At 61.1% G+C, this 15973-nt stretch carries 13 protein-coding genes; 5 read left to right on the forward strand and 8 right to left on the reverse strand.

Annotated elements, in window-relative coordinates; genetic code table 11:
- The first annotated feature begins 6 nt into the window (after positions 1-6).
- The 5 genes from QR290_RS10410 (at position 7) to QR290_RS10430 (ending at position 3964) form a co-directional block, all read left to right on the forward strand.
- A complete protein-coding gene (locus tag QR290_RS10410) occupies positions 7-1002 on the forward strand; it encodes a zinc transporter ZntB (RefSeq protein ID WP_115077134.1) in 996 nt (331 codons plus the stop codon).
- 63 nt (positions 1003-1065) lie between these two features.
- Positions 1066-1314, forward strand: coding sequence for a hypothetical protein (locus QR290_RS10415; protein WP_007951986.1), 249 nt, complete (start codon positions 1066-1068; stop codon positions 1312-1314).
- Positions 1315-1316: 2 nt separating this feature from the next.
- Positions 1317-2141 carry a mechanosensitive ion channel family protein gene (locus tag QR290_RS10420; RefSeq protein ID WP_007951987.1) on the forward strand — a complete coding sequence of 275 codons (825 nt, stop codon included), beginning with the start codon at positions 1317-1319 and terminating at the stop codon, positions 2139-2141.
- Between the two features lie 90 nt (positions 2142-2231).
- A complete protein-coding gene (sigX, locus tag QR290_RS10425; protein WP_011333251.1) occupies positions 2232-2822 on the forward strand; it encodes an RNA polymerase sigma factor SigX in 591 nt (196 codons plus the stop codon).
- 107 nt (positions 2823-2929) lie between these two features.
- Complete coding sequence (locus QR290_RS10430; RefSeq protein WP_011333252.1) at positions 2930-3964, forward strand: OmpA family protein; 1035 nt, start codon at positions 2930-2932, stop codon at positions 3962-3964.
- Positions 3965-4040: 76 nt separating this feature from the next.
- On the opposite strand, the gene cobA is transcribed toward QR290_RS10430, so the two are convergent.
- From cobA to QR290_RS10470, 8 genes are all read right to left on the reverse strand, one after another.
- A complete protein-coding gene (gene cobA, locus QR290_RS10435; protein WP_289204835.1) occupies positions 4041-4793 on the reverse strand; it encodes a uroporphyrinogen-III C-methyltransferase in 753 nt (250 codons plus the stop codon).
- Between the two features lie 13 nt (positions 4794-4806).
- On the reverse strand, positions 4807-7521 hold the full coding sequence (locus QR290_RS10440; RefSeq protein WP_289204836.1) for a nitrate reductase: 2715 nt from the start codon (positions 7519-7521) through the stop codon (positions 4807-4809).
- On the reverse strand, positions 7521-7838 hold the full coding sequence (gene nirD, locus QR290_RS10445) for a nitrite reductase small subunit NirD (protein ID WP_007951992.1): 318 nt from the start codon (positions 7836-7838) through the stop codon (positions 7521-7523). The genes QR290_RS10440 and nirD overlap by 1 nt, the downstream gene beginning before the upstream one ends.
- Positions 7835-10288, reverse strand: a complete 2454-nt coding sequence (gene nirB / locus QR290_RS10450) for a nitrite reductase large subunit NirB (protein WP_289204837.1) — start codon at positions 10286-10288, stop codon at positions 7835-7837. Before nirB ends, nirD begins: the two co-directional genes overlap by 4 nt.
- Before the next feature lie 309 nt (positions 10289-10597).
- Positions 10598-12268 (reverse strand): bifunctional protein-serine/threonine kinase/phosphatase, encoded by a 1671-nt coding sequence (locus QR290_RS10455; RefSeq protein ID WP_289204838.1) that lies wholly within the window; start codon positions 12266-12268, stop codon positions 10598-10600.
- Positions 12269-12275: 7 nt separating this feature from the next.
- Positions 12276-13487, reverse strand: a complete 1212-nt coding sequence (locus QR290_RS10460; RefSeq protein WP_007952035.1) for a nitrate/nitrite transporter — start codon at positions 13485-13487, stop codon at positions 12276-12278.
- A 480-nt stretch (positions 13488-13967) separates the two neighbouring features.
- Positions 13968-14543 (reverse strand): ANTAR domain-containing response regulator, encoded by a 576-nt coding sequence (locus QR290_RS10465; RefSeq protein ID WP_007916390.1) that lies wholly within the window; start codon positions 14541-14543, stop codon positions 13968-13970.
- 15 nt (positions 14544-14558) lie between these two features.
- Positions 14559-15770 (reverse strand): CmpA/NrtA family ABC transporter substrate-binding protein, encoded by a 1212-nt coding sequence (locus QR290_RS10470; protein WP_289204839.1) that lies wholly within the window; start codon positions 15768-15770, stop codon positions 14559-14561.
- Positions 15771-15973 lie beyond the last annotated feature (203 nt).

Genomic DNA, 15973 nt, shown 5'->3' on the forward strand with positions numbered 1-15973 from the left:
GTGAGGATGTTCGAGGAAGAAAACGCGCAATGGGGGCTGGTGCATGCCCTGGTGCTGGACGGTAAAGGCGGTGCGCGTTCGATAGCCCGGACTGATCTCGATGATCTGCAGCTGCAGACTCATGAAAGCCTGTGGCTGCATTGGGATCGCAGCCACCCGCAGACCCAGACCTGGCTGCGCAAATCCAGTGGGCTCAACGAGTTCACTTGCGATCTGCTGCTGGAAGAAAACACCCGTCCACGTTTGTTGCCGTTGCCGGACTCCGAGCTGCTGCTGTTTTTGCGCGGGGTCAATCTCAACCCGGGCGCCGAGCCGGAAGACATGGTGTCGGTGCGGATTTTCGCCTCGGCCCAGCGGGTGATTTCCCTGCGCCTGCGTCCATTGCGCGCCACCGATGAGTTGCTGGTGATGCTGGGCGAGGGCAAAGGGCCGAAAACTTCGTCCGAACTGATGCTTTATCTGGCGCAGTTCCTCACCAACAAGGTGCAGGATCTGGTGACTTGCCTCTCCGAAGTGGTCGATGAAGAGGAAGAAAAACTGGATGCCGACGAACGGTATACCCCCGAGCATGGCGCCATTTTGCACATCCGTCGCCGGGCTGCCGGACTGAAGCGTTTTCTGGCACCGCAGCGGGATATTTTCGGACAGCTGACGCGGATAAAACTGCCGTGGTTCGTCGATGACGATGCCGACTACTGGAACGAATTGAACAACAGCCTGACCCGTTATCTCGAAGAGCTCGAATTGACCAGAGAGCGCGTGGGGCTTGTGCTGGAGGCCGAAGACCGGCGCTTGAGCGTGCGCATGAATCGCACGATGTATCGCTTCGGGATCATCACCTGCATCTTTTTGCCAATGAGTTTTCTGACCGGTCTGCTGGGTATAAATGTCGGCGGCATTCCGTTCTCGAGCAGCCCTTATGGTTTCCTGATTGCCTGCCTGACGGTGCTCGCCCTGGCGTTCGGGCAATGGTGGTTGTTCCGCCGTTTGCGCTGGGTATGACGATGCGCCATGTGACCCGACCAAATTTGCCCGCGTCTTTCACAGACATCACGAGAGGTGCGTATGCACGATCCGTTTGAACAGTCTTTGCGCGACATGCTCAACGCCTCGCCGTCCAGCCGCGACGACGATGCCTGTCTGGGCCGCGTACTCAAAACCGCCAACCGGCAGGTGGGCGCCGGCGATCTGTTCAGCCTGCTGGGCCGCTGGCTGCCCGCGCTGATGATCGCCCTGAATAACGGCTCGGCCCATGTCGCGCCGGTCTCCCGTCTCCGTAAACCTACCGCTCGCACTGCTGATAAGGCTGATTGAATATGGAACTTGATCTCTGGACTCAGAGCCTCGTCACTGCAATGACTGCGTTGTGGACCAAAGTCGCTAATTTCATTCCGAACCTGTTCGGCGCACTGGTTGTGCTGCTGTTGGGTTTTGTCGTGGCCAAGCTGCTGGACACCTTGCTGTCCAAATTGCTGGCCAAACTGGGCCTCGATCGCCTGATGGGCGGCACCGGCCTGACAAAATTGATGTCCCGCGCGGGGCTGCAAGTACCGATCTCGACCCTGATCGGCAAGATCGTCTATTGGTTCGTTCTGCTGATTTTTCTGGTTTCGGCAGCAGAATCCCTTGGACTTGAGCGAGTTTCAGCTACGCTTGACATGCTGGCGTTGTATCTGCCGAAAGTGTTCGGTGCCGCGCTGGTGCTGCTCGTGGGTGTCCTGCTGGCGCAACTGGCCAACGGCCTGGTTCGCGGGGCGGCAGAAGGCGTAGGCCTGGACTACGCTTCAGGACTTGGACGAATTGCCCAGGGCCTGGTGATCATCATCAGCATTTCGGTCGCTATCAGTCAGCTGGAGGTCAAGACTGACCTGCTGAACCATGTGATCGTCATCGTATTGATTACCGTTGGTCTGGCGGTTGCGCTGGCCATGGGTTTGGGAAGCCGGGAAATTGCCGGTCAGATTCTTGCGGGAATCTATGTGCGTGAGTTGTATCAGGTTGGGCAACAAGTGCGTATTGGCGAGGTCGAAGGCCAGATCGAAGAGATCGGCACGGTTAAGACCACATTGCTGACCGATGAGGGTGAGCTAGTCTCTCTCTCCAATCGGATCCTGCTGGAGCAGCATGTGAGTAGCCGCTAACCCGGCAAACCCTGCTAATGTATGCCGCCGCAAAATGCCAGCTGTTGCTGGCTGCGGTGGACATTGACCTGACTGTCGGCACGACTTGTTTTGAATAAAGCCCAAACGCTATCCACGCGCTACGACCCCCGCGAGCTCTCTGATGAGGAGTTGGTCGCGCGCTCGCATACCGAGCTTTTTCACGTGACGCGCGCGTATGAAGAACTGATGCGGCGTTACCAGCGGACATTATTTAACGTTTGTGCGCGTTATCTCGGGAACGATCGCGACGCAGACGATGTCTGTCAGGAAGTGATGTTGAAGGTGCTGTACGGCCTGAAGAACTTCGAGGGGAAATCGAAGTTCAAGACATGGCTATATAGCATCACTTACAACGAATGCATCACACAGTATCGGAAGGAACGGCGAAAGCGTCGCTTGATGGACGCGCTGAGTCTTGACCCCCTCGAGGAAGCGTCCGAAGAAAAGGCGCCGAAACCCGAGGAGAAGGGCGGACTGGATCGCTGGCTGGTGTATGTGAACCCGATCGACCGGGAAATTCTGGTGCTACGATTTGTCGCAGAGCTGGAGTTCCAGGAGATCGCAGACATCATGCACATGGGTTTGAGTGCGACAAAAATGCGTTACAAACGCGCTCTTGATAAATTGCGTGAGAAATTTGCAGGCATTGCTGAAACTTAGTTCGGCGCAAATATCTCTTACGTGTAGGCAAGTTCTGATAGACTTGCCGCCGAGTTGTCCCCCGGTTTGCGGGACTGCTTCACAATCACCAGATGGGGATTTAACGGATGAAACTGAAAAACACCTTGGGCTTGGCCATTGGTTCTTTGATTGCCGCCACTTCTTTCGGCGCTCTGGCACAAGGCCAAGGCGCAGTTGAAATCGAAGGCTTCGCAAAGAAAGAACAATTCGACAGCGCTCGTAACTTCAAGAACAACGGCAACCTGTTCGGCGGCTCGATCGGTTACTTCCTGACCGACGACGTTGAACTGCGTCTGGGCTACGACGAAGTGCACAACGTGCGTGCAGACGATGGCAAGAACGTCAAAGGCGCTAACACCGCTCTGGACGCTCTGTACCACTTCAACAACCCAGGCGACATGCTGCGTCCATACGTCTCGGCCGGTTTCTCCGACCAGAGCATCGACCAGAACGGCTCGAACGGTCGTAACCGTTCCACCTTCGCCAACCTGGGCGCTGGTGCCAAGCTGTACTTCACCGACAACTTCTACGCCCGTGCTGGCGTTGAAGCTCAGTACAACATCGACCAGGGCGACACCGAGTGGGCTCCTAGCGTCGGTATCGGTGTGAACTTCGGTGGCGGCTCCAAGCCAGCTGCTGCTCCAGTTCCAGCTCCGGCTGAAGTCTGCTCCGACAGCGACAACGACGGCGTTTGCGACAACGTTGACAAGTGCCCAGACACCCCAGCCAACGTAACTGTTGACGCTGATGGCTGCCCGGCAGTTGCTGAAGTTGTTCGTGTTGAGCTGGACGTCAAGTTCGACTTCGACAAGTCGGTTGTGAAGCCAAACAGCTACGGCGACATCAAAAACCTGGCTGACTTCATGAAGCAGTACCCATCCACCACCACTACTGTTGAAGGTCACACTGACTCCGTCGGTCCTGACGCTTACAACCAGAAACTGTCCGAGCGTCGTGCAAACGCCGTTAAGCAAGTTCTGACCAACCAGTACGGTGTTGAATCGTCCCGCGTTCAGTCGATCGGCTACGGCGAATCCCGCCCAGTTGCTGACAACAAAACTGAAGCTGGCCGTGCTGTTAACCGTCGCGTAGAAGCGCAGGTTGAAGCTCAAGCTAAGTAATTAGCTGCCGCTCCGAGAAAAGCCCGGCTTATGCCGGGCTTTTCTTTGCCTGCGATTTGGTTAAACCGGGGGATTGTCAGGCCAGGCGATCGGCTGCCCAGTCACTCGAATCGACCTGGTTCACAGCCGCTGCGACGGCGCCTATGACCAGAATCGCAGGACTCTTGAGCCGGAAACCAAGGGCATCGTCCTCCATGGCCGTCAGATCACTTCGGCATTCGCGTTGCTCTGGCAATGAAGCATTCTCGATCATCGCCACCGGAGTATCCGCCGCCATACCGCCCGCCAGCAGCTGCTCGCGAATCTCCCCGAGCTTCGCCACCCCCATGTAGATCACCAGCGTCGTTCCGCCTTGCGCCAGCGCCCGCCAGTTCAACTGGCTGTCGTCCTGGGTATGAGCGGTGACCAGCGTCACGCCCCTGGCCACGCCGCGCAACGTCAGCGGAATATCACATTGGGTCGCGCCCGCCAGTCCGGCGGTGATGCCATTGACCAGCTCCACCTCGACCCCGCGCTCGCGCAACCACTGCGCTTCCTCACCTCCACGCCCGAAAATGCACGGATCGCCGCCCTTGAGCCGTACCACGCATTTACCCTGACGGGCGTAACGCAGCATCAACCGATGAATGAACGCCTGGGGCGTCGAGCGACAGCCGCCGCGTTTGCCGACCGCAATGATCCGCGCAGCAGTGCAGTGCTCAAGTACCGCGTCATTGACCATATCGTCGATCAGCACCACCTCCGCTTCGCGCAAGGCACGCACCGCTTTGAGCGTCAGCAGTTCAGGATCACCCGGACCCGCGCCCACCAGCCAGACTTTCGCGTTCATGGTGTTTTCCTCTTCAGATGACGGCGACCGGCCGCACTTCGGCAGCCAGCAAACGCTTGATTTCCGGGACGCAGGAACCGCATTGCGTGCCGCACCCCAACTTGTTTTTCAAACCTTGCAGATCCAGGCCTTCACGAATCCCGGCGCAGACCGCGCTGTGGCTGACGTTCTTGCAGTTGCACAGGGTCTTGTCCGCCATAACCTGCGCGCCGACATTACCCGGCGGTGCACTCATCGGCGCCAGCAGCCAGCGCCGCAGTTGTTCGTCGGCGCGCCCCTCCATCCACAGGCCTTGCAACCAGTGCTGGGCAAGGGTTTCGCCGGCCAGACGGATTGCAGTGATTCGCCCGTTTTCGATGCGCACCCGCTTGCCGATGGCACGGCGTGGGTCGTCATAAGCCAGCACCGGCCCGTCGATCAGGGCCAGGCACTGGTCGATTTCACGCAGCAACTGCGGATCGGGTGCGGCGGCGCTGGCTGTGCGTATCAGCAACGCAGGCCGTTCACGTCCGACAAGGCTGATACTTGCGTAGGAAAACGCCTCACAGAGCGGTCGAAGTGCCTCGAAATGCCGTTGTACATCGCCCTCGATCAGTGCGAACAGTTGCCATGGCAACTCCACCGGTTCCAGCCGTACGCCGCTGTGCTTGAGTTCCGGTTGTTTCGACAAAGGATCGAAGGCGGGCAGGGTCAGGCTGTTCACGCCGCCCTTGAGGAAACGATCGCCCCAATGCATTGGCAGAAACGCCTGGCCCGGACGCACGCTGTCATCGCTGGCGACTGCCACGATCACCGCGCCCCGACGACTTTTCAGGTTCACCAGATCACCCGGCTGCAAGCGGTGGCGGCGCAATTCGTCCGGATGCAGGCTCAACACCGCTTCGCTGACATGACCGAACAACTGCGCGGCCGTGCCGGTGCGGCTCATACCGTGCCATTGATCACGCAGGCGGCCGGTGATCAGGGTCAGGGGAAAGCGTGCGTCGCGTTGTTCCTTGGCGGCGCGATAGGGATCGGCAACGAACTGCGCGCGCCCGCTGGCCGTAGGAAAGACTCCGTCGCCATACAGCCGGGCTGTTCCCTGGCGGGCGCCAGCAGGGAAGGGCCATTGCTGTGGCCCGAGCTCATCAATCAATCCGTGGCTGATCCCGGACAAATCCAGATCGCGCCCCCGGGTCAGTTGTTTGTACTCGTCAAACAGCTGCGCCGATTGCTCGAAGGCAAACAGACCCGGTTGTTGCGGGCGCAGACGTTTCTCCAGACGTTGTGCGAAATCTACCGTGATCGCCCAATCCGGGCGCGCTTCACCCGGTGCGGCAATGGCTTTGCGAACGTGGGAAATCCGCCGTTCGGAGTTGGTCACCGAGCCTTCCTTCTCGCCCCAACTGGCCGCTGGTAACAGCAGGTCGGCAAATGCCGCGGTTTCAGTGGTGCGAAACGCTTCCTGCAACACCACGAACGGACAAGCTTCCAGCGCGGCGCGCACGGCGTTCTGGTCCGGCATCGATTGTGCGGGGTTGGTGCAGGCAATCCACAACGCCTTGATCTGGCCGCTGCGCACTTGTTCAAACAGTTCGATGGCGCTGAGCCCGGTGTTTTCCGGCAGCTTATCCACACCCCAATACGCCGCCACTTCGGCGCGGTGCTCCGGATTGGCCACTTCACGATGGCCTGGCAACAGGTTGGAGAGACTGCCGGTTTCCCGCCCGCCCATGGCATTCGGCTGACCGGTCAGGGAGAAAGGTCCTGCCCCCGGCCGGCCGATCTGCCCGGTGGCCAGATGGAGATTGATCAGCGCGCTGTTCTTCGCGCTGCCAGCGGTGGACTGGTTCAGGCCCATACACCACAGCGACAGAAAACTCGGCGCGGTGCCGATCCATTCGGCGCATTGCTGCAACTGCTCGACACTGATTCCGCACAGCTGCGACACCATGGCCGGGGTGTAATCGCGCACCAGACTTTTCAGCTCGGCGAGGCCGTCGGTGTGCGCCTTGATGAAGTCGCGGTCGATCCAGTCTTCCCACAACAGCAGATGCAAAATCCCATGGAACAAGGCGACATCGGTGCCCGGCAGAATCGCCAGATGCAGGTCCGCCAGATCGCAGCTGTCGGTGCGCCGTGGATCAATGACGACGACTTTCATTTGCGGACGGCGGGATTTTGCCTCTTCGAGACGGCGAAACAGTACCGGGTGGGCGTAGGCCATGTTACTGCCGACGATCATCACGCAATCGCTCAACTCCAGGTCTTCGTAGCTGCACGGTGGTGCGTCGGCGCCGAGGCTGCGTTTGTAGCCGACCACCGCCGAAGACATGCACAGCCGTGAATTGCTGTCGATGTTGTTGGTGCCGACCAGCGCCCGCGCCAGTTTATTGAAGGCGTAGTAATCCTCGGTCAGCAACTGCCCGGAGATGTAGAACGCCACGCTGTCCGGGCCGTGTTCGGCGATGGTGTCAGCGAACACATTGGCGGCGTGCTCCAGTGCGATATCCCAGTCGCAACGATTGCGCGTCAGGCCTTTGCCCAGGCGCAATTCCGGATACAACGCTCGGGCCGCCAGATCGCCGGTCAGGTGCAGGGTCGAGCCTTTGCTGCACAGTTTGCCGAAGTTGGCCGGATGCGCCGGATCACCGCTGACACCGAGGATGCGCTCGCCGTCATGCTCGATCAGTACGCCGCAGCCGACCCCGCAGTAGCAGCAGGTCGAGGCGGTCGTCTGGCGGTTCATCAGACGGCGTCCCGCAGGGCCAGTTGCACGCGGCCGTTCTCGACCCGGGCCGGGTGATGGTGCGCGCAGCCGACGTCCGGTGCCTGGGCTTCGCCGGATTGCAGGTCGATCTGCCAGTTGTGCAGCGGGCAGGCCACGCGCTTGCCGTAGATCAGGCCTTGGGACAACGGGCCGCCCTTGTGCGGGCAGCGGTCATCGAGTGCGAAAACTTCGTCGTCGCTCGTGCGAAAGATCGCAATGTCACCTTTGGGGCCGGCGATGATCCGCGAACCGAGGGCGTTGATCTCTTCCAGGGCACAGATATCGAGCCAGTTCATGCCGGCACCTCCAGGTTTTTCACGGGGATTACGTCGAACTCTTTCTTCAATTGCGGCTGGGTGAGGCGTTCTTTCCACGGGTCCTGTTCGAACGACAGGGAGAATTGCAGGCGCTCGTTCAGGGCCTTGCGGCGCTCGGGATCTTCCAGCACGGCTTTCTTGATGTGCTCCATGCCGACCCGTTGCAGGTAATGCACGGTGCGTTCGAGGTAGAAGGCTTCTTCGCGGTACAGCTGCAGGAACGCGCCGTTGTATTCGCGCACTTCCTCGGCGGTCTTGAGCTTGACGAAGAACTCGGCGACTTCGGTCTTGATCCCGCCGTTGCCACCGATGTACATCTCCCAGCCGGAATCGACGCCGATGATTCCTACGTCCTTGATCCCCGCTTCCGAACAGTTGCGTGGGCATCCGGAGACCGCCAGTTTCACTTTGTGCGGCGACCACATGTTGAACAGGTCGTGTTCGAGGTCGATGCCCAACTGAGTCGAGTTCTGCGTGCCGAAGCGGCAGAACTCGCTGCCGACGCAGGTTTTCACCGTGCGGATCGATTTGCCGTAGGCGTGGCCGGACGGCATGTCGAGGTCTTTCCACACGCCGGGCAGGTCTTGCTTCTTGATCCCCAAAAGGTCGATGCGCTGGCCGCCGGTGACCTTGACCATCGGCACCTGATATTTGTCCGCCACGTCGGCGATTCGCCGCAGTTCCGACGGGTTGGTCACGCCGCCCCACATCCGTGGCACCACCGAGTAGGTGCCGTCCTTCTGGATGTTGGCGTGGGCCCGCTCGTTGATCAGGCGCGACTGCGGATCGTCCTTGGCCTCGCCGGGCCAGGTGGAAATCAGGTAGTAGTTGAGGGCCGGGCGGCAAGTGGCGCAACCGTTCGGAGTGCGCCAGTTGAGGTAGCTCATGGTGCCGGCGATGGTCAGCAAGTGCTGCTCGCGAATGGCCTGGCGGATCTGGCCGTGGTTGAGATCGCTACAACCGCAGATGGCTTTTTCGCTTTTCGGTTTGACGTCCGCCGCACCGCCGACGGTGTTGATCAGGATCTGCTCGACCAGCCCGGCGCAGGAGCCGCAGGAGCTGGCGGCCTTGGTGTGTTTCTTCACCTCGTCGACGCTGAACAGCCCGTGTTCCTGAATCGCCTTGACGATGGTGCCCTTGCACACACCGTTGCAGCCGCAAACTTCGGCGTTGTCGGCCATGCTCATGGCTTTGTCCTGGCCTTGATGTCCTACGTCGCCGAGGGCGTTTTCACCAAACATCAGATGATCGCGGATCTCGCCGATGGCGTGATTCTCACGAATCTGTCGGAAATACCAACCGCCATCTGCCGTATCGCCGTACAGACAGGCACCGACCAGCACGTCATCCTTGATCACCAGTTTTTTGTACACCCCGCCGATCGGGTCGGAGAGGGTGATGGTCTCGGTGCCTTCGCCGCCCATGAAGTCGCCGGCGGAAAACAGGTCGATGCCGGTGACCTTCAGTTTGGTCGACGTCACCGAGCCCTGATAACGGGCAAAACCCAATTGGGCCAGGTGGTTGGCGCAGACCTTGGCCTGTTCGAACAGCGGCGCCACCAGGCCGTAGGCGATGCCACGGTGGCTGGCGCATTCGCCGATGGCATAGATGCGCGGGTCGTAGGTTTGCAGGGTGTCGTTGACCAGGATCCCGCGATTGCACGGGATGCCGGCCTTTTCCGCGAGTTCGGTGTTGGGGCGAATGCCGGCGGCCATGACGACGAGATCGGCAGGAATGATGTCGCCGTTCTTGAATTGCACCGAGCCGACGCGACCATTGCCGGCGTCGTGCAGGGAATGGGTCTGTTCGCACAGGCGAAAGTGCAGTCCACGGGACTCGAGGGCTGTTTGCAGGAGCTGGCCGCTGGTCTTGTCCAGTTGCCGCTCCAGCAGCCATTCACCCAGGTGCACCACGGTGACGTGCATGCCGCGCAGCATCAGGCCGTTTGCGGCTTCGAGACCCAGCAGGCCGCCGCCGATCACCACGGCGTGCTTGTGAGTTTTTGCGGTGTCGATCATCGCCTGGGTGTCAGCGATGTCGCGGTAACCGATCACGCCCTGCAAGCTGTTGCCGGGGATCGGCAGGATGAACGGGGTCGAGCCGGTGGCGATCAGCAGGCGATCGTATTCGGCCTCGGTGCCGTCTTCGGCGATCACCCGACGCTTGACCCGGTCGATCTCCACCACTTTGCGATTGAGCAGCAACTTGATGTTGTTTTCCAGGTACCAGTCGAGGTCGTTGAGCACGATCTCTTCGAAGGTCTGTTCACCGGCCAGTACCGGCGACAGGAGGATGCGGTTGTAGTTGGTGTGCGGTTCGGCGCCGAAGACCGTGATGTCGTACAGCTCGTTGCTCAGCTTGAGCAGTTCTTCCAGGGTGCGAACCCCGGCCATGCCATTACCGATCATCACCAGTTTGAGTTTTTTCATCAGGTTCTCCGGGAGCATCGGGCTTGCCTCTTGTGGGCAGTCAGGCCTTGCTCGACAAAAATGGCGCAAACAAAAAAGGCGTCCCGCCAGTTACCTAGCGAGGACGCCTTTGTCCTTGTCCCGTTCTCTCGGGAAGCCTGGCCTTCGTCGTTGAAGGTCGGGCTTTATGTCAGTTGAAAACGTTAATGCAGCGGTTGTGCCAAGTCGCGGTGAGCCGCGAATTCACTGGGGTAATGCTGGAATTGGCCAGATGTTCATTATGGTTTTTGCACTGAATGGAAGCGGCACGCCCGTTAATGGAGCGCCGCGTCAGCCATGAAACAACAGAAACAGCAGCACCAGATTGCCCAGCAGCGCCAGCAACGCCAACGTCCGCCAGACTTTCAACGGCTCACGCTCCAGCAACGGTCGAGGGCGTACATTCAGGCTGCGGCGTTCACCTTGCTCCAGAATCAGCAACCATTCCTCGGCGGTTTCATAGCGTTGCAAGGGTTCGGCCGCCACACCGCGTTCCAGGCACTGCGCCAGCCACTCCGGCAGATCCGGGCGATAGCGACCGGCACTCACCGGCACCCCGAAACGCGGGCGCTGGAAGGCTTCGATCTCGCCGTAGGGAAAGTGCCCGGTGAGCAGGAAATACAAGGTCACGCCCACCGCATACAGATCCTGTTGTGCGCTGGGTGCTGCGCCTTGAAAGGCTTCCGGCGCGATGTAACTCGGGGTTCCGGGCAAGGTCGACGGTGCGTCCTGCGACAGGCCGGGGCAATACGCCAGACCGAAATCCAGCAGGCGCAACTCGCCGTCGTCCCCCAGGTGCAGGTTTTCCGGTTTTATGTCGCGGTGCAGGATTTGCCGTCGATGCAGCAGGCCGACAGCCCGCAGCAGGCGTTCGGCCAGATCCTGCCACTGAGCCAGTGGCAGCGGGCCGCTTTGTTCGAACAGATGAGCCAGGGTCGTCCCCGAATATTCACGCATCACGTAGTACAAGTGCTGACGCTGACCGGCGCTATGGACTTCAGGGAAGTGCCGCCCGGCGACGCGTTTGAGAAACCATTCCTCCGCCAGCAAGGCCTGACCGGCGTGGGCATCGTCTGCCAGTTGTACAGGCAACGTTTTCAAAAGCCAGGCTTGGCCCTGACCATCGAGCACGCGATACAGCAGTGATTGCTGGCTCTGACCGACGATCCCTTGCACCTGCCAGCCTTCGAATGCCTGACCCGGTTTCAGCGGCGGGGGCAGCGGCCACTGCTGCAAATGAATCAGCGCATCGCCGAGGCTGGCCTCGCCGACCGCATCCACCCGCACCAGAAGCGCGCTGGCATTGTCTTGGCTGCCAGCCAGATGCGCGGCATTGACCAACGTTTGCGCAGCACTGTGCAGGTCCGGTTGATCGCGCAGAACCCCGGCGATGGTGGTATCGCCGAGCGCCGCCCACACGCCATCGCTGAGCAGCACGAAACATTCGCCGTCACGCAGTTCGCCATCGAGAAAGTCCAGCACCAGATGCTGATCCAGCCCCAGTGCGCGCTTGAGCACATGCTGCATGCCCGGTTGATCCCAGACGTGATCCTCGCTGATCCGTTGCAAGGTCTCGGCGTGCCAGCGATAGACCCGGCAATCACCGACGTGCGCCAGGGTAAACCGCCGGCCGCGCATCACCAGCGCGCTGACCGTGGTGAGCAGCGGCTGGCCGCCACCGTTGGCCTGCAACCAGCGGTTTTGTGCGAGCAGCAGGCGATCGAGGGCCTGGGCCACGCTCCAGGTTTCCGGGGTGGCGTAGTAATCCAGTGCCAGCGCCTGCAGGGTCGAACGCGCAGCCAGACCGCCATCGGCGCACTGGCTGACGCCATCGGCGATGGCGAACAGAAACCCTTTGCTGGCCGCCAGCGCCGGGGCCGGGGTCACCAGGCGCAAGGCGTCCTGGTTTTCCGCGCGGGGGCCGGTGGCGCTGGCTTCGGCGAAGCTCAGTTGCAGAGCCATTCGAGCCTCAGACCCGGGCAGCGGTCACGGCCGCCGAACCCCAGGTGGTTCTCCAGCGACGTTTGACCCCGTGCAGACCGAACCACGCCAGCACGCCAAGGCTGGCGAACAACCACAGCGCCAGTTGATAGCTGCCGGTGCTCTGTTTGATCGCGCCCATGCCTGCCGCCAAGGCAAAACCGCCGATGCCGCCAGCCATGCCGATCAGTCCGGTCATCACGCCGATTTCGCGACGGAAACGCTGCGGCACCAGTTGGAACACTGCGCCATTACCCGCGCCGAGACCGAGCATGGTGCAGACGAAAAGAGCCAGCGCCGCGTAGGAACTTGGCAGGTTGAAGCCGACCGCTGCGATGCAGACTGCGGCCACCGTGTACATCGCCAACAGCGTACGAATCCCGCCGAAACGATCAGCCAGCGCGCCACCGAGGGGACGCATCAGGCTGCCACCGAACACGCAGGCCGCGGTGTAATAACCGGCGGTCACCGGGCTCAGGCCATATTGATCGTTGAAGTAACCGGGCAGGGCGCTGGCCAGGCCGATGAAGCCGCCGAAGGTCACGCTGTAAAAAAACATGAACCACCAGCTGTCGCGATCACCCAGGGCCTTGAAGTAGTCGGCCATGGACTTGGCTTTCGGCCGCTCCGGCGCGTTCTTCGCCAGCCAGGCGAACAGCACCAGGGTCAGGATCAGCGGAATCAGGGCGAAACCGAACACATTGCTCCAGCCGAACGCCGCCGCCAGTACCGGCGCGATCAGCGCCGCGAACACGGTCCCGGAATTGCCGGCCCCGGCAATGCCCATCGCCTTGCCCTGATGCTCCGGCGGATACCACTGCGAGGCCAGCGGCAGGGCCACGGCGAACGAGGCGCCGGCCATGCCGAGGAACAGGCCAAGCAGCAAGGCCTGTTCGTAACTGTGGATGCCCAGTTTCCAGGCACCGAACAGTGCGCAGATCACGATCACCTGTCCAATCAGCCCGGCGGTTTTCGGCGACAGGCGATCGGCGAGCATGCCCATCGCAAAGCGCAGCACCGCGCCGGCCAGAATCGGCGTGGCGACCACGAGACCGCGCTGCTGGGTGGTCAAGTGCAGGTCGGCGGCAATCTGCACCGCCAGCGGGCCGAGCAGGTACCAGACCATGAAGCTCAGGTCGAAATACAGGAAGGCCGCGAACAGGGTCGGGGTGTGGCCGGATTTCCAGAAGCTTTTATTCATCGCGCACCTCAGCTGTAGAGAATCTCGAGAAGGAGTCAGAACACGCACAGTGGGGCGCCGCCACGGCCGCACCACCGGCCCCGGGCTGTGGGGCCAAAACGCAAAAACGCCGCTACCCGGATCGCCGAAATGGGCGAAGAAGGTGAGCGACGTCTTTGTCGTAGGTGGGGCAACCGCCGTTGGTTACCTGTGCTGAATGCTTAGCGAGATTTGTGCCAACAGTCTGAAAGCGAGGTGCGGCCATTTCCGAGCAGGCTCACGCCTGAAGGGTCAAAGTCAAAAGCCCCTCACCCTAGCCCTCCCGAAACGTCGGACCGCCCGGAGGGAGAGGGGACAGACCGCAGTGTCTTGCGTCATACATCGACCTGAAAAACTCAGTCGATTATGGATTCAAAGCCGATCGTTCACGTCGGCGTATCTCTCGAATATCCCCCGATCAGTCCCCTCTCCCTCGGGGAGAGGGTTAGGGTGAGGGGCTTTTCAGCCAAGCAACTCGCTCATCGCAATGATCTGCTCCGCCACCTGAATCAGTTTCTGCTGGCGGCTCATGGCCTGGCGGCGCATCAGGGTGTAGGCCTCTTCTTCGTTGCAGTCCTTCATTTTCATCAGCAGACCTTTGGCCAGTTCGATGCGCTTGCGCTCGGCCAGTTGCTGGTCGCGGGCCTGTAGCTGGGCGCGCAAGGCCTGGTCGCTTTCGAAGCGGGCCATGGCCACGTCGAGAATCGGCTGCAAGCGTTGTGCGTGAATGCCTTCAACGATGTAGGCACTGACCCCGGACTTGATCGCCTGACGCATGACGCCGGGGTCATGCTCGTCGGTGAACATCACGATCGGCCGGGGCTGGTCGCGGCTGACCAGCACCACTTGCTCCATCACATCGCGGCTCGGTGACTCGGTATCGATCAGGATTACGTCCGGACGCACCGTTTCGACGCGCGCCGGCAGGTCGATGGTCAGGCCCGACTCGTCGATCACCTCGAAACCGGCCTCGGTCAGCGCGGCTTTCAGGCGTCCGACTTTTTTCGCGGTGTCGTTGATCAGCAGAATGCGCAACATATTCGCGATCTCCTGTCAGCGCTGGGCGAGAAGGGGCGCGCTGTCGCTCAGCGCATGGAGTTTGAAGCTCCGGGCGTAGGCGGCCGGGTCGCTGCCGTCCCAGATTTTGCCATCGATCAACTGGCTGCTGCGCATGTCCTTGCCCCAGGCCGCGACGCCCACTGCAGTCGCCGCGTCGCGATAGATCTCCAGTTGCTGCACCTGACGGGCAACGGCGAGGTAATCCGGGTCATCGCGCAGCAAACCCCAACGGCGGAACTGGGTCATGAACCACATGCCGTCCGACAGGTACGGCAGATTCACCGCGCCATCGCCGTGAAAGCGCAGGGCGTGCGGATCCTGCCAGCGATTGCCGAGGCCATCGTCGTAGTCGCCGAGAAAGCGCGGTTCGATACAGGACAACGGGGCGTCGAGGTATTCCGCGGCGCTCAGCAATTGGGCGGTGCTGCGGCGGTTTTCCGGGCTTTCTTCGATAAAACGACTGGCTTCTAGAATCGCCATCACCAGCGCGCGCGCGGTGTTGGGGTATTGCTCGACGAAGGCGCGGGTGCAGCCGAGGACTTTTTCCGGGTGATCGGGCCAGATGGTCTGGCTGGTGGCCAGCGTGAAGCCGAGATCCTGCTGCACGGCGCTGGCCGCCCACGGTTCGCCGACGCAAAGGCCATCGATCCGACCGGCCTGCAAGTGCGCGACCATTTGCGGCGGCGGCACCACCACGCTGTCCACATCCTGCAACGGATGAATGCCCTGGCTCGCCAGCCAGTAATACAGCCACATGGAATGGGTGCCGGTCGGGAAAGTCTGGGCGAAGGTCAGTTTTGCGCGGGTTTGGTGCACGTGATGGTGCAGCGCTTCAGGACCGGTCACGCCCAGGCCCTGCAAACCGTGGGACAGGTTGAGGCTCTGGCCGTTCTGGTTCAGGCCCATCAGCACCGCCATGTCGGTCGGCGCGACGCCGCCAATCCCCAGATGCACCGCGTAGATCAGGCCGTAAAGGCTGTGGGCGGCGTCGAGTTCGCCGCTGACCAGATTGTCCCGCAGGTTGGCCCAGGAACTCTGGCGCTTGAGGTTCAGGGTCAGGCCGTAAGGCTGGGCAAAGCCCTGAGTGGCGGCGACCACCAGCGAGGCGCAGTCGCTCAGGGCCATGAAGCCAAGGTTGATCGCGCTTTTTTCCGGGGCATCGCTGCCATTGACCCAGGCCAGCGGCCCGGCGGAGGTTTGAGTCATGAAAAGCCACCCTCAAAAAAAACGTCGTCCCAGGCTTTGCCCGCGCAAAACCGAGAGACGACGCCATTGTCCTTGCCTGCACGCCACCATTGGCCTGCGGGCTGATACCGGGGAAGGTGCAAGGCATATGCCATGCACACGGATTTACCCGTGCGCCTCGCGCGGCGGGGTGATGCCCGGCTATAATCGCCGCCTCTTTTCGC

The organism is Pseudomonas fluorescens, assembly GCF_030344995.1.
Taxonomy (GTDB): domain Bacteria; phylum Pseudomonadota; class Gammaproteobacteria; order Pseudomonadales; family Pseudomonadaceae; genus Aquipseudomonas; species Aquipseudomonas fluorescens_BF.